Raw genomic sequence first — 13,739 nt, 5'->3', positions numbered from 1 at the left:
GGGATTTTGGGGGGATTTTGCAAAGGTCTCTGTGCTATTAAAAATGCCGACACCTCGATTTTCCATCTACGAAAGCAGCTGCTCATCTTGATTTATCGAGGCACATCCATCAGGGCTTGTCGGTCAGGGAAAGTCCGGCCGAAATTAGATAATTTCAGGCTCTAACTCATGCAAAACCACCTGAAACTGCCCAAAGGGCGGATATGTTGCAGTTTGATAGAACAGGCAAACGGAAAAGCCGCAGATACCGAAAAACAAAGCATAATGCCGATTTACACTAAAATCCGCCATAAAAAGGCCGTCTGAAAATACCCACTGTCGCAGCAGGTATTTTCAGACGGTCTAAAGTTCTTTTTTATGTGTTAGAAGGCAACATAATTGACGGGATTGACCGGCTTGCCATCTTGTCGTACTTCGAAATGCAGCTTGACACGGTCGGTATCGGTATTACCCATCCGTGCAATGGTTTGCCCGCGTTTTACTACTTCCCCTTCTTTCACCAACAAAGCCTGGTTATGGCCGTAGGCAGTCAGGTAGGTAGAATTGTGCTGGACGATAACCAAGTTGCCGTAGCCGCGCAATCCGTTGCCGGCATACACCACTTTACCGTCTGCGGCAGACACAACGGCCTGTCCGCTCGTTCCGGCAATATCGACGCCCTTATTGCTGTTACTGTAATGGGCGATAATGTTGCCGGCTGTAGGCCTCTGCCAAGTAATGCCGGCTGCAGTGCGCACGCCTCCGGACGAGCCGGCGTAAGAAACGGGCGGTGTCGGCGCGGGCTGCTGTACGACACTCACCGGCGGCGTATTGACAGGTGCGCTGACCGGCGGATGGCTTGGCGCAGGCTCAGGCTTATGCACGACGGTTGAAGATGCCGGGGCAACATAACCGGCCGGCTTCACGCGCAGGGTCTGGCCAACGCTGATATTGTTATCGGTCAAACCGTTCCAGGCACGCAAATTATCCTGAGTGATGTTGTAGCGTTTGGAAATATTATAGACGGTATCGCCGCGCACGACTTTATGCGTCGCGGCATTAATGTCTACCGGCGCATATGAGGGCACATAGGTGCTTCCGGAAACCGAAGGTGAGGAAATTGTCGGCGGCGGTGTATAAACAGGGGCATTTCCGCCCATGTTTCCAACCGATGCGCTGGGTTCATAAGGTGCGGCACCGTAAGGATTGCCGCCTGTGATGCTGCTTTCGGTATTCTGCATGCCGACGCCGGTATTGGTGCCTTCCACTACAGGTGCGGCCGGCTGCTGAAGCCACGAACAAGCTCCCAACATCAAAACGGCTGCTAAGGAACCGGTTCTCAACGCAGTTTTTTTCAACATAATTTTTCTTACCTTTTGAGTTTCTTAAGTTAAGCGGACGCTATCATAATAAAACTAAGCCGCCTTCTCAAGTCCAAACCCTGCTGTATGGCCGAATATCGGGCAGTCAGACTGTAAAATCCCGTTATCCTTCACTCTGCTGCCAATAGCGCGCCGTTTCATGGAGCAGATTATAGGCTGTCAAATCAATCTGCAACGGCGTAACGGTAATAAAACCGGCGGCACATTCGGCAAAATCGGTTCCATCTTCCCGGTCTGCAGCTTCTCCTGCGGCACCAATCCAATAAACCTTTTCCCCCCGCGGGTTGTGCATCGGCACAATGCTCTGTTCGTGATGACGCCTCCCCAGCCGCGTGATTCTGCATCCGCGCAAATCTTCGGCGGCAACGGCAGGGATATTGACGTTCCACAAAACCGGCTGTTGCGGTGGATTCGCCGTCAATTTTTCCAATAACTGCCATGCCGCCTTCTCGGCAGTCGGCCAATAGCGGTCGGTATGGTCGTTTAAGGAAAAGGCCACGGCGGGAAAGCCGAGCAAATAGGCTTCGGTTGCTGCCGCCACCGTGCCCGAATACAGGGTATCGTCCCCCATATTCGCACCGTGGTTGATGCCGGACAACACCAAATCGGGCTTGAATTCAGACAGTGCATGTAACGCCAAATGGATGCAGTCGGTCGGAGTGCCGCTGACATAGTAAAAGCCGTTTTCCGCCTGTCTGAGCTGCAACGGCCTGTCCAGAGTCAGCGAGTTGCTGACCCCGCTGCGGTTACGCTCCGGTGCCACAACGCGCACATTGGCAAACTCGGCCGCCACTCTGGCCAAAACGGCAATCCCTTGGGCAAGATAGCCGTCGTCGTTGCAAATCAGGATGTTCATTATTGTTCTCCGTTTTTAAATCTGTTGTTTGATGCTGATATGAAGGCCGTCTGAAACCCGAATAATGTTTTCAGACGGCCTGTTATCATGGATAAAAGCCGGTTTAATACCCCGAACAGCCATGTTCGCACAATACCAATTCCGCAGCCGCCAAACCGCTCTGCACTGCGGCCTCCAAGGTGGCGGGATAACGCGGATGCAGGTAATCGCCTGCGGGATAAATGCCGTTTTGCTGCAGCCACCGGCAATCGGGCAGCGGCCTGTTTGCATAAGAGGCGGCAGTTGCCCGTTTTTCCGTAATGACTTTTGCCGCAATCGGGGCGCCGATTTCGGGGCAAATGCGGTGCAAATCCGCATCGGCACGCCGTATCCATTCTTCCGCCGACAAGCGTCCGACATGCTCGGATACGCTAATGACTGCCGCCACCTCGCGGTCGGAAGCACCTAGGCAGCCGCGTTGGAAAAACCACTGTACCGTACCTTCGGCCAAACCGGTCATTACCGACGGCAAGCGGACTGTTTCGGCATAGCGCAGGTAAACCGTTGTAATGGCATGGTACCGGATACCTTCAAAAGCCGTCTGAATATCCTCAGGTGTTTCAGACGGCATTAAAGCGGAAATATGATAAGGAGCAACCGCCGCCACCACTGCATCAAATGGTTCGCCGTTCACAGCCACACGCCCGCCCGGCAACAGGGCCAAACGGCCGACGCGCTGTTCGAAATACAGACAAACCCCGTATTGGCGTAAAAAACGGATTGCCGGTTCGACCAATAAAGTATTTAAATCGGTTTTCGGCAACAGATAATCTGCCGCACGCTTGTCCGCCCATACGCCGTCTTCCAATACCGCCCGTAAAACACGCAGGCTGGCATCCTCAATCGGCGTATTCAATGCCCCCAACACCAGCGGCCGCCAAAATCCTGCCAATAATTTTTGCGGGCATTGTTGGGAACGCAGCCATTTGCCTACAGGAACATCTTCACCATGCCATATGCGCAGATTCCGCATCTGTTTTAACAATGCGGCCTTATCCGACCAACGGACGTTTTTTGCCCCTAACACACCCCATAAAAGATGCAGAGGTGCAGGCAGAGAGGCCGTCTGAAACTGCAATCCGTCGGCCAAATGCCATTGCAGCGGCAATCTGACACAATCATGCCGGTAATCAGCTCCGATTTTATCCATCAGATGACGGACACCGCGATAGGCGTACATCATAATATGTTGGCCGTTATCCAAAAAGCTGAAGCCCGCATTATCCGCCGCCAACGCCCGTGCCCTGCCCCCGGCCGTTTTACCGGCCTCGAACACTGTTACATCTGCTTTTCCGGCCAGATTAACCGCAGCCGACAAACCGCTCCAACCCGCACCGATCACCGCTATTTTCCGCTTCACGCTCATGGTCTGAATCCAAATAACCAAGTTTTCAATGCAATCCGTTTTTTTCTCGGCCCCGGGATTGCAATTTTGTAACGCAACACATTTTCCAAGCCGTCTCTACGGATTTCCTGCAATAAAGCATAATATATCGCCGCCATAATCAAGCCCGCTTTCTGCCTGCGGCAATCCTCATCAGGTAAAAGATCACGCGCTTCGCGATAAAGATTTTGTGCCCGCGTGTATTGAAAATTCATAAATTCGATAAATTCAGCTGAAGATTCGGCGCGCAATACCGCCTGTTCTGCAATACCAAAACGTTCCAGCTCATCCTGCGGGAGGTAAATTCTGCCCATTCGCGCATCCTCGCCAACATCCCGGATAATATTGGTCAGCTGCAAAGCCAAACCTTGTTTTTCGGCATACAGTAAAGTTTGCTCATTATCAAATCCCAAAATCCGTGCAATCAACCTGCCTACCACTCCGGCTACCCGATAACAATAAACCGACAGCTCGGCAAAATCGGCATACCTTACTTGCCGAAGATCCATCTGCATGCCCTCGATAATTTCCTCCAACTCGGCTTGAGGCAGAGAAAATTCGATAACGATATGTTTTAACGCCTGATTAACCGGATGCTCCGGTAGGCCGTCTGAAAATACCTTGGCCAAATCCCCCCGCCACCATTGCAAGCCCATGGCCGCCACTTGCTTATCGGCACAATCGTCCACCACATCGTCCAGTTCGCGGCAAAATGCATATAAGGCAATCAGCGCATTTTGCCTATTTTGCGGTAAAAAACGAAAACCGGAAACAAAGCTGGAACCGCTTTCGGAAACTTTGTTACGGCAATAATCAAGGGGCTGCATATTTGTTTTTAAGAAGTGCCAACTAAAAGGGCGATTGTAGTGTGATTTATAAAATGAAACAAACCCGCAATATTACTTGCGGGTTTGTTTTCAATACCTTTATTTACACGGAGCAGAAGTTTGAAATTTCTTTGCTGCTGCAATATTTTCGTCACGAGTGCCATCCATACAAGAATAACTTGCGCCCTGGCTACTTACCCATGCAGTATAGCTGTACCCTGATTTTTTAGGCTCAGCATAAATCCTAATGCCAACAGGATAACCCTTACCTTTTTGTGGTCCTTCTTCTTTAATTTTTCCCTGCCTAATAAATTCAGTAGTAAAAGTATATTTTGCCTTGAGATCACCATCAATCATGCCTGTAATTTCGGCATTAAAATCTGCCTCGGTTTTATTTTCTAAATAAGATGGTTTTTTAACCAATTCCGTTTTAATAATATCAGCGATATTAACCATTTTTGATCTTGCATTCACAAGATCACCCTTCTCAATATATCTTGAATATGAAGGCAAAGCAATTGACACCAGTATTGCAACAATTGCAACAGTAACCATCATTTCAATTAAAGTAAAACCGAACTGGCCGTTTGATGCTTTCATACGTTTCCCTTAAATATCTGCCGCAACATACGACTGCAAGGTAACAACTGTGTTGGCATTTTCCCCCCATGCTCTGGCCGTTACCCGATAAACAATCTGCTCACTATCATCTGAAATCCATTCAATTACATACTGTGGATCTTTATACACCACCGTATCTTGTTTAGGAGCCCTATATTTTTTACCCTTCTGCTCAAGCAAACTATTGCTACCCCCCTCCCAAACAGCCTGACCCGACTGTGATGGCAGGCATAGCCCTTCATCGGAGCATCCAGATATAAATTGTGTTTTTTTATCCAGACCAACCAAATCTTGATCAACAATAGCCTGCTCCCCTTGGCGTAAAGTTGCCTCCGCAACCTGCATTGTCATCTTACGATCCGCATCATTACTACTCAGCCGACTTTCAGTATTAAATACCTGTGTTGCTGCCAAAACCATAATCGCAAGCACCAACATCATAATCATCACAATCGGCAGAGAAAACCCTTTTATATTATGTTGGCATTTCATTAATTTGCATCCTCTTGGAAATTGCGCTCTGCACATGAGTTACCTCCCCGTATAGTTGCATTGATGTAATAAGTTTGAACATCGGATTCGGAGTTATTCGCCGCTTTACCGCTCTTAACCTCTCCACTACCACCGGAACCTTTTAATTTCATCCTCAGCAAAGCAGGAGATAATGCTGTTTTATTACTTTCAATATTATTAACGAATTTGATTTTCGTATCATTCTGCATAGATTTACAGCCCGGGGATTGAACATATCCAAATTCCAACTCCCAAGATGTAACCCCTGCCAATAGCAATTGAGGCTCTCCAAGCTTTCCAGTTGTAAGATTTAATTGGAATAAATACAGCCCTTCTTCCCCACCTGTAGGAGTGCCAATTGCATATACATTAACCACCTGCCTAAATACGGATATTTCTGATTGGAGCTTAGGATTAACTTGAGTGTCATGATCTGAACTCAGATTAGGGGATAAATCTTTAACTGTTAGCTCACTACCATTCAACTTCTTAGTGCTACTTGGAAATCTCTCTAATGATGAACAGGTACTAATAATGATGGGAGCTTTAGTCTGTTCATCCAACTCGGCCAACTCGCCACCTTTCTCAATCTGAACGGAAAAACTATTTGCACCACTGGACGAATACCCGCTACTTGAGCCGATTCCATAAGTAAAAAGCAGAACTTTTGGACTAGACGTACTAACAGTAAATTTGGATCCCAATAAAGCCGTTCCATCCAAATATTTTACGCCTTGATTTTGATTGTTATACTCCAAAGCCCCCAATTCATTAGCATCACCATGATCTTTCAATTTTGTCTGATCATTCGTAGCCGTTTTCGCCAAATTGAAGCAGCCAAACGAACCAGCCATTCTGGCATCACGCACGATCATGTTAGTTGCATTGCGCAAATCATTTTGCACCTGCAAACGCCCCTTTGCTACCTGACTGAGTTTTTGCGTCGTTACAAAGCCTGATCCCGCTGCAATCAATACAATAATGCTCAACGCACTGGCAACAAGCAGTTCAATTAAAGTAAATCCCGTAATTTTTTTAGGTAAGACGGTATATCTATTGTTTTGCCGTTTCATAAGATTTACTCTCCGTCTCGAATATAAGTTTGATAACTGACCGTTTGCGCCTTGTCTGTATTTTTATCTGACAAAGGCTGAACCAACCAGGCAATTTTTATTGCCACCTTACCTTCAGTATCATCACAACCCCAATCTGAAACATCACCAGTATCCGGATCTATTGTAATAGCTGTTTTCAAATCTTTGGTCTTACAGATCTTCGTTCTAACATTCATATCTCCCAGCTTGGTTTCGTTCAATTCCTTATTAAATTCTTCCAGCTGTTTCAAAGCAAGGTTGTACGCATTATAACTACCAGTATTATCCGTAACCCGGGTTGGTTTTATATAATGATCATATTTCTTTATCGTCCACTTATCATCAGTCAATTCCAGTTTTGGATTAGCTGTCATCCCCTCAATCAAATTTTGGGCAGCCTGTGCGGCAATAGTTTGTGTTTCAGCTTCCCTGACACTACCTACCGAACGCAGCTGTGTTGCCAGCAATGCCAAAATACCCAAAGCCAAGACCACAACAGAAATCAAAACCTCAATTAAGGCAAAACCCTGCTGTTGGAATCCAATTCCCATATTTTTATTTATTTTCATATAAACATCCGCCATACTCATTACATGTTGCGCCAGTTAAATCGACATCATACTTACAAGCCGGACGGCTATCGCCATTGGCACAAAAACTAACTTGCCCGCCTGACACCAGCAAAGTTACCGCTCTACGCTCACCCGTTTCTTTATCTTTCGCCTCATTATCGGTAAAGGTAAATTTAGTAAAACCGCCAACAGGATAGCCAACGCCCATATTTCCTGAACTGTCAGCAATATATCTTTTTATCGAGCCATCTGGAAAAAATGCCAATATTTTTGCATCCTTCTCTGCCTTTATATCTTTTCCATCAAATCCAACATTTCTAATTTGATAACGAACTTTTATCTGATCTTTGGCTTTATTCATTACTACTGTACGTAAAGATTCATCCTTACTCCTTTCGTATTTTTGATCATACTCTGGTGAATCAGCCCATACAGCATATCCCGAACCTGCATAAGTATCCTTACAATACTGATCCGGCTTACCATCTGTCTTAATTTGTACTGGGCACAAATAAACCGGCTTATTCAGCCTTGCTGCCTCTGCCCTGGCAAACCTGATTTGACTGGCCACTTTTTCAGCTACTGATGCAACACGCCTCTTAGCAACCCATTCTGCAAAATTTGGAATAGCAATTGCTGCCATTATGGCCATAATAGCTATTGTCACCATCAATTCAATCAGGGTAAAACCCTTTTGCCTAGATCCCATAATTTATTCCCAACTTTCAATTGTTTTCGCAGTATTTTTATTCCATTATTCTAAACGATAATGGAGCTTGTATTCCAGTATTCTAGAAAATTTTAATCGAACCCTAGTAAATGAACTTACTCGTCCATCATGGCCGCATCCGGCACATATGCCGCATTATCGAATTTGGTAAACTGCCCCATCCAAGTCAGATAGACCTTCCCAACCGGGCCGTTACGATGTTTGCCGATAATACATTCGGCCAAACCTTTCATTGGTGACTCAGGATTGTAGTATTCGTCTCGATACATAAACATAATCAAATCAGCATCTTGCTCAATAGCCCCCGACTCACGCAAATCCGACATCATCGGCCTCTTATCAGTTCTCTGCTCGACCGAACGGCTCAATTGCGACAATGCGATAATCGGTACTTGCAACTCTTTGGCCAAGGATTTTAATGAGCGGGAAATTTCTCCCAATGCGGCGGCACGGTTGTCCGTTCTTCCCGAACTTTCCATCAACTGCAAGTAGTCGATAACAATCAAGCCCAATTTGCCGCCAAACTGCCTTGCCAACCTACGGGCGCGGGCGCGTAATTCCAAAGCGGTCAGCCCTGCGGTTTCATCGATAAACATCGGCGCATCGGCCAGTTTGTTGACTGCTTCGTTCAAACGTCCCCAATGCTCATCCTGCAACGCACCCGTTTTCAAGATATGCTGATCCAGACGGCCGACCGAACCCAGCATACGCATCACCAACTGCGCGCCGCCCATCTCCATCGAAAACACGGCTACCGGCAATTTACTTTCCACTGCAACATGCTCGGCAATATTAATGGAAAACGCTGTTTTACCCATCGACGGCCGACCGGCCACGATAATCAAATCTCCCGGCTGCAAACCGGAGGTTTTCTTATCCAGGTCGATAAATCCGGTAGGAACCCCGGTTACTTCGTCCGGATTGTCGCGCGCATAAAGCATGTCAATGCGTTCGACAACTTCTTTCAGCAAATCCGGCAATTCCAAAAAACCCTGTTTCGACTTGGCTGTGCTTTCTGCAATTTGGAAAACTTTGTTTTCCGCTTCGTCCAGCAGCTGGGCTGCGTCTTTTCCTTGCGGATTATAGGCATTTCTAGCAATTTCCGTGCCGACTTCAGCCAATTGCCGCATCACGGACTTCTCCCGCACGATTTCGGCATAACGTCGGATATTTGCGGCAGACGGCGTATTTTGTGCCAATGTAATCAGATAATTGAAGCCGCCTATCGCTTCCAGCTCGTCATTTCTCTCCAGCCATTCCTGAACGGTAATAATGTCCGCAGGGCGACTTTCGTTAATTAGTGCCGCAATTGTGCGGAAAATTACCCGATGTTCATGCCGGTAAAAGTCCTCTCCGGCAACCACGTCGGCAATGCGGTCCCATGCGCTGTTTTCCAGCAGCAGCCCGCCCAAAACCGACTGTTCCGCTTCGACAGAATTCGGCGGCAACGACAGGGAAGTCACTTCGTTTAAGCCTTCATCCGCATAATCGGCATATTGTTGTTCCATGTTTTTCACCAAAATAAACCGGGGTGGGCATTATAACGGAAATGGTCCGGGCAAACCCGTTCAGGTTCGCTCGGACCATTTTCGTTATTTATCAGTCGCCGAATTCAATCAGCTCAAACTCGTCTTTACCGGCAAAACATTCCGGACACTCCCAATCGTCGGGCAAATCGGCGAATTTTGTTCCCGGCGCGATGCCGCGCTTGGGGTCGCCCAATTCTTCATCATAAATCCATTCACATAATACGCATACATATTGAGCCATTTCCCATATCCTTAATGTGGCGGCAGGCAAACAAAGCATCCGTCCGTTTATAGTGGAACTGCCAATCAGCCGACGCGGCCTTCGCTTTGATTGCCGCATCAGCAGATGAATCGCTCCTTACATGACGAACGCACCGATTTTTGAACGTGAAAACCAGAGGAAATCCTGCACTTCCTGTCCGGCTGATTAGGCCGTCTGAACAAACGCCCCATCTATCTCACCTCATCAGCCATGCGCTTGAAACAGCCCGTCCGCATACCATTGCTGTCAAAAAAGGCCGTCTGAAACGGCCTTTTCACCTGTTCGTCGGCATTGTACCGACAGTTTGACGGCGGATACAGGATTAAATGGAAAACTCTCCCTCGCCGATAAATTCCAATTCGCTGATTTCTTTGCGCAGATGTTTGATTGCGGGCGTAACGATGGCGACAAACATAGCCTCCCGCACCCTCCGTTGCACCGGGCTGCTCATCAAATAACCTGCGGCACCGGTGTGCAGTGCGGCAGACTGGGCGGCATCCAAACACAGCCAGGCGGCAGCTTCGCGCAAACGCAGGGTTTCCAACAATTCGGGTTCGTTGCGGTAGGCGGCATCTGCCAGCTCGATAGTACGCGACAAGGCCGTCTGAAAACGGTTGTTCAGCTCGTCGTAACCGTTATCAAGGAAGTCGTTGGTTTCGCTGCCTGCATTCGAAGCGGCGATTTCGGCCAGACAGCCGTCGATAATGCCGGCACCGATGCCGATTTGCAGCAGGATAAAACCGGCCTTGATGGATTTGATATACGTTTCAAACTGTTCCGGCTGCGCGATAACATCTTCATTCGGCACAAAAACGTTTTCAAATTTAATGGCAAACGTGCGCGTGCCTTCCAAGCCGCAGAATTCCGGGCACGGAATCAGCGACACGCCTTCGCGGCCGCCGCCGGTGATGAACATCACATATTCTTCGCCCAACTGCGCCGTATTCGCCCAAATATGGCTGTCGCCCAAATTCGATACCCACGGCAGGATGCCGTTGACGCGGTAACCGCCCTCGATACGCTCCGCCTGCAACTGATGCTTCTCGATTCCGGCCAAATGTTTGACCGTATTCGACATTCCCGTTCCCGCCAGCACGCGTCCGTTCAACACGTCGGACAGATAACGGCGTTTCACTTCCGCGTTCGGCGTTTGGTGCAGATACCAGGCGCAGGCGGCCTGACACCAGGCGGAAAACGCAGTGGCGCCGCATGCTTTGCCGACCTCGCGCAACACTTCGATTTGCACGGCCAAACCAAGCGCGCTGCCGCCCTCTTCCGCGCTGCCTACAGCGGCAAAACCGCCTATCCCGCCCAATTCGCGCAAAAAGGCTTCGGGATAAAGCCCCTTGCGGTCGATGTCTTCCACCAAGGGTTTCAGCTTGGCCTGCACCAGTTCGGCAACGTGTTTCAAAAGGGTTTCGCGGGACATAATATTCTCCAGATTGTGAAGGTGGGGCGTTCATCAGCTTGAAGGCCGTCTGAAAGTGTCCGCTCGGCGAAGCGGGAAGTTTTCAGACGGCCTCTCATCATGCAAACCTGTTTTTAGGCGAAAGCTTGCAATTCGGGATTGATTTCGGTGCGCGCCAGATTGTTGGTGTAGTTGCACAGGGTGGCCAAGGCTACGCCCAGTACGACTTCAACCGCCTGCTGCTGGTTGTAGCCGGCATCGAAAAAGGCTTTCAGCTCTTCGTCGGACACATTGCCTTTTTGCGCCATAACCTGCTGCGTGAAATCAGAAAGGGCGTTCAATTTGGCATCGGCAATCGGCGCTACCGCACGCACTGCCTGGATTTCTTCTTCTTTCAACAGTTTTTTCAAAGTTGCCAATTTGGTGTGTCCGGCCACGCAGAAGCCGCATTGGTTGATTTTAGCCGCCAAAATCTGCACCACTTCGCGTTCGCCCGCGGTCAGCGAAGTTTCGCCGTTGAGCTTGCCGACTTCCTGATAGAAAGCCAGAGCTTCGGGCGAATTGGCCAATACGCCGATCAGATTCGGCAGGAAGCCGTTGTTTTTCAGAGCCGCTTCAACGCGGGGTTTTGCTTTTTCCGGTGCGCTTTCAACGGTATGGATGGTTAAACGTGCCATATTTGTATTCCTTTTTTGAGTGTGTCGTTGCAATTAAGAGACGACGGATGATACGGCAAAGCCGAAATCGGGGAAAAGAACATTTCGTCCGCACGTTCAAACCAAAAGTTATAAAGAGGCCGTCTGAAAATGCCGGATTGCCCAACCCGCAACATTTTCAGACGGCCTCTTATGTTGAAACAGCCTTTAATTCAATACTGTACCGACCATTCGGTGTTGCCGCCAGCACGCATCGGTATCAGTTTGTCTTCACCGTAGGGGATGCTGTCGGGGATGCGCTGCGGCTGTTTGACCAGTGTGATTTTCCGCGTGTTGAACGGCAGGCCGTAGAAGCGCGCGCCGTTTTGCGAGGCAAAGGCTTCGAATTTGTCCAACGCGCCCGCCTGTTCGAATATTTCGGCATACAGCTCGACGGCGGTCGCCGCGCTGAACATACCCGCGCAACCGCAGGCGTTTTCTTTGGCCGATTGGGCATGTGGGGCGGAGTCCGTACCCAAGAAGAATTTGTGTGCTTTCTCACCGGTTACGGCGGCCACCAGTGCCTGCCTGTGGCTTTCGCGTTTCAATACCGGCAGGCAGTAATGATGCGGGCGTACGCCGCCGACCAGCAAATCATTGCGGTTGAGTAGCAGGTGTTGCGGGGTAACGGTAGCGGCCACGTTGTCGCCTACTTCCAAGACAAGGCGCGCGGCTTCGGCAGTAGTGATGTGTTCGAACACGACTTTCAGATTCGGTACTTGCGCCAAAACGGGTTTCATCACGCGCTCGATGAAAGCGGCTTCGCGGTCAAAAATGTCGATGTCGGAATCGGTTACTTCGCCGTGGACTAAAAAGCGCATATCCTGCGCGGCGATTTCGTGCAACACAGGCAACAGTTTGAATAAATCGGTTACGCCGGAATCGGAATTGGTGGTGGCACCCGCCGGATAAAGTTTGAAGGCGACGATACCGGCCGCTTTGGCTTCGCGTACAAGCTCGGGCGTGGCCTTGTCGGTCAGATAAAGCGTCATCAACGGCTCAAACGTGCTGCCTTCGGGCAGAGCGGCAATGATGCGCTGTTTGTAGGCCAGCGCGTCGGCCACGCTGACGACGGGCGGCTTCAAGTTGGGCATGATGACGGCGCGGCCCATTTGGCGGGCGGTAAACGGCAGTACGGCTCGGAGCGCGTCGCCGTCGCGCAGGTGGAGGTGCATATCGTCGGGCTGGGTAATGGTCAGGGTTTGCATGGCTGTTCTTTTAGTGGGTTGATGGATGGCTCGGGCTGCAACGGCCCGTGTGTTTTCAGACGGCCGCACTTCTCCATCCGTCTGACTGTGCAATTATATAGTGAAATGCCGGAATGCCGGCAATAAGGCGGAAAGGCCGTCTGAAAGGCCTCCGCTTCCCGCGAAGCACAACCTTTCAGACGGCCTTTCCATTGAAACCGGCCTAATGGTTATCCAAATCCAAATCCGCCTTATATTCGATGCGGCGTCCCTTGTCCTCAATCGAGACATCCAATTCCTGATTGCCGCGTTTGAATTTCAAATCATCATCGTCGTGTTTGATTTTCGATTCGACAATCTGAAAACCATGGCTGCGTGCATAAGCGATGACTTTTTCCGCCAGCGAAGGAATGGAAATGCGTTTGCCGGGCAACTCGGCTTCATATTCGAACTCCCCGCTTCCCTGATGATGGGCTTTCACGGTTCGCGCGCCGATCGGTTTGTATATTTCAGACGGCACGGGCGCGGCAAACGCGGCGGCGGAAAAAAGGGACAGGATGCCGGTCAGCAGCAAGGTCTTTGTTTTATGCATATGCTCACTTCCTTTTAAGGTCGGGCAGACAAACTGCCTGAGACCTTTGCAAAATTCCTTCTCCCTCCC

15 protein-coding genes are annotated in these 13,739 nt (G+C 49.4%); all 15 read right to left on the bottom strand.

Annotated features, from left to right (window positions below; all coding sequences use genetic code 11):
- Positions 1–362: 362 nt before the first annotated feature.
- On the bottom strand, positions 363–1,340 hold the full coding sequence (locus HMPREF3107_RS00215) for a peptidoglycan DD-metalloendopeptidase family protein (RefSeq protein WP_070451901.1): 978 nt from the start codon (positions 1,338–1,340) through the stop codon (positions 363–365).
- A 124-nt stretch (positions 1,341–1,464) separates the two neighbouring features.
- Complete coding sequence (surE, locus tag HMPREF3107_RS00210) at positions 1,465–2,217, bottom strand: 5'/3'-nucleotidase SurE (RefSeq protein WP_070451898.1); 753 nt, start codon at positions 2,215–2,217, stop codon at positions 1,465–1,467.
- 103 nt (positions 2,218–2,320) lie between these two features.
- Positions 2,321–3,622 (bottom strand): hydroxysqualene dehydroxylase HpnE, encoded by a 1,302-nt coding sequence (gene hpnE / locus HMPREF3107_RS00205; RefSeq protein WP_070451895.1) that lies wholly within the window; start codon positions 3,620–3,622, stop codon positions 2,321–2,323.
- Positions 3,619–4,467: a presqualene diphosphate synthase HpnD gene (gene hpnD / locus HMPREF3107_RS00200; RefSeq protein ID WP_070451892.1), complete on the bottom strand. Its 849-nt coding sequence runs from the start codon at positions 4,465–4,467 to the stop codon at positions 3,619–3,621. Before hpnD ends, hpnE begins: the two co-directional genes overlap by 4 nt.
- Before the next feature lie 99 nt (positions 4,468–4,566).
- Positions 4,567–5,067 (bottom strand): type IV pilin protein, encoded by a 501-nt coding sequence (locus HMPREF3107_RS12740; protein ID WP_070451887.1) that lies wholly within the window; start codon positions 5,065–5,067, stop codon positions 4,567–4,569.
- Between the two features lie 9 nt (positions 5,068–5,076).
- Complete coding sequence (locus HMPREF3107_RS00190) at positions 5,077–5,580, bottom strand: pilus assembly PilX family protein (RefSeq protein WP_141742786.1); 504 nt, start codon at positions 5,578–5,580, stop codon at positions 5,077–5,079.
- Positions 5,580–6,674, bottom strand: a complete 1,095-nt coding sequence (locus HMPREF3107_RS00185; protein WP_070451881.1) for a PilW family protein — start codon at positions 6,672–6,674, stop codon at positions 5,580–5,582. The genes HMPREF3107_RS00190 and HMPREF3107_RS00185 overlap by 1 nt, the downstream gene beginning before the upstream one ends.
- A 5-nt stretch (positions 6,675–6,679) precedes the next feature.
- The gene (gene pilV, locus HMPREF3107_RS00180) at positions 6,680–7,264 is read right to left on the bottom strand and encodes a type IV pilus modification protein PilV (RefSeq protein ID WP_070451878.1); all 585 of its coding nucleotides are present in this window, start codon (positions 7,262–7,264) and stop codon (positions 6,680–6,682) included.
- On the bottom strand, positions 7,251–7,976 hold the full coding sequence (locus tag HMPREF3107_RS00175) for a pilus assembly FimT family protein (protein ID WP_070451876.1): 726 nt from the start codon (positions 7,974–7,976) through the stop codon (positions 7,251–7,253). The genes pilV and HMPREF3107_RS00175 overlap by 14 nt, the downstream gene beginning before the upstream one ends.
- A gap of 116 nt (positions 7,977–8,092) precedes the next feature.
- Positions 8,093–9,505, bottom strand: a complete 1,413-nt coding sequence (gene dnaB, locus HMPREF3107_RS00170) for a replicative DNA helicase (protein WP_070451868.1) — start codon at positions 9,503–9,505, stop codon at positions 8,093–8,095.
- Positions 9,506–9,596: 91 nt separating this feature from the next.
- Positions 9,597–9,767 (bottom strand): rubredoxin, encoded by a 171-nt coding sequence (locus HMPREF3107_RS00165; RefSeq protein WP_040666303.1) that lies wholly within the window; start codon positions 9,765–9,767, stop codon positions 9,597–9,599.
- A 343-nt stretch (positions 9,768–10,110) separates the two neighbouring features.
- The gene (locus HMPREF3107_RS00160) at positions 10,111–11,217 is read right to left on the bottom strand and encodes an acyl-CoA dehydrogenase family protein (RefSeq protein ID WP_070451860.1); all 1,107 of its coding nucleotides are present in this window, start codon (positions 11,215–11,217) and stop codon (positions 10,111–10,113) included.
- Between the two features lie 113 nt (positions 11,218–11,330).
- Positions 11,331–11,873 (bottom strand): carboxymuconolactone decarboxylase family protein, encoded by a 543-nt coding sequence (locus HMPREF3107_RS00155; RefSeq protein ID WP_070451858.1) that lies wholly within the window; start codon positions 11,871–11,873, stop codon positions 11,331–11,333.
- A 191-nt stretch (positions 11,874–12,064) separates the two neighbouring features.
- Positions 12,065–13,099, bottom strand: a complete 1,035-nt coding sequence (gene pyrC / locus HMPREF3107_RS00150) for a dihydroorotase (RefSeq protein ID WP_070451857.1) — start codon at positions 13,097–13,099, stop codon at positions 12,065–12,067.
- Between the two features lie 202 nt (positions 13,100–13,301).
- On the bottom strand, positions 13,302–13,670 hold the full coding sequence (locus HMPREF3107_RS00145; RefSeq protein WP_070451854.1) for a hypothetical protein: 369 nt from the start codon (positions 13,668–13,670) through the stop codon (positions 13,302–13,304).
- Positions 13,671–13,739: the final 69 nt, after the last annotated feature.

Source organism: Neisseria sp. HMSC31F04, from assembly GCF_001807735.1.
Classification (GTDB): Bacteria; Pseudomonadota; Gammaproteobacteria; order Burkholderiales; family Neisseriaceae; genus Neisseria; species Neisseria elongata.
Note: the sequence above shows the minus strand (reverse complement) of the source record. Positions and strands in the feature narration are given on the sequence as shown.

What these genes read in the sequence shown, in the direction of transcription:
- HMPREF3107_RS00215 (WP_070451901.1), bottom strand. Translation starts at nt 1,340, where the DNA reads ATGTTGAAAAAAACTGCGTTGAGAACCGGTTCCTTAGCAGCCGTTTTG.
- surE (WP_070451898.1), bottom strand. Translation starts at nt 2,217, where the DNA reads ATGAACATCCTGATTTGCAACGACGACGGCTATCTTGCCCAAGGGATT.
- hpnE (WP_070451895.1), bottom strand. Translation starts at nt 3,622, where the DNA reads ATGAGCGTGAAGCGGAAAATAGCGGTGATCGGTGCGGGTTGGAGCGGT.
- hpnD (WP_070451892.1), bottom strand. Translation starts at nt 4,467, where the DNA reads ATGCAGCCCCTTGATTATTGCCGTAACAAAGTTTCCGAAAGCGGTTCC.
- HMPREF3107_RS12740 (WP_070451887.1), bottom strand. Translation starts at nt 5,067, where the DNA reads ATGAAAGCATCAAACGGCCAGTTCGGTTTTACTTTAATTGAAATGATG.
- HMPREF3107_RS00190 (WP_141742786.1), bottom strand. Translation starts at nt 5,580, where the DNA reads ATGAAATGCCAACATAATATAAAAGGGTTTTCTCTGCCGATTGTGATG.
- HMPREF3107_RS00185 (WP_070451881.1), bottom strand. Translation starts at nt 6,674, where the DNA reads ATGAAACGGCAAAACAATAGATATACCGTCTTACCTAAAAAAATTACG.
- pilV (WP_070451878.1), bottom strand. Translation starts at nt 7,264, where the DNA reads ATGAAAATAAATAAAAATATGGGAATTGGATTCCAACAGCAGGGTTTT.
- HMPREF3107_RS00175 (WP_070451876.1), bottom strand. Translation starts at nt 7,976, where the DNA reads ATGGGATCTAGGCAAAAGGGTTTTACCCTGATTGAATTGATGGTGACA.
- dnaB (WP_070451868.1), bottom strand. Translation starts at nt 9,505, where the DNA reads ATGGAACAACAATATGCCGATTATGCGGATGAAGGCTTAAACGAAGTG.
- HMPREF3107_RS00165 (WP_040666303.1), bottom strand. Translation starts at nt 9,767, where the DNA reads ATGGCTCAATATGTATGCGTATTATGTGAATGGATTTATGATGAAGAA.
- HMPREF3107_RS00160 (WP_070451860.1), bottom strand. Translation starts at nt 11,217, where the DNA reads ATGTCCCGCGAAACCCTTTTGAAACACGTTGCCGAACTGGTGCAGGCC.
- HMPREF3107_RS00155 (WP_070451858.1), bottom strand. Translation starts at nt 11,873, where the DNA reads ATGGCACGTTTAACCATCCATACCGTTGAAAGCGCACCGGAAAAAGCA.
- pyrC (WP_070451857.1), bottom strand. Translation starts at nt 13,099, where the DNA reads ATGCAAACCCTGACCATTACCCAGCCCGACGATATGCACCTCCACCTG.
- HMPREF3107_RS00145 (WP_070451854.1), bottom strand. Translation starts at nt 13,670, where the DNA reads ATGCATAAAACAAAGACCTTGCTGCTGACCGGCATCCTGTCCCTTTTT.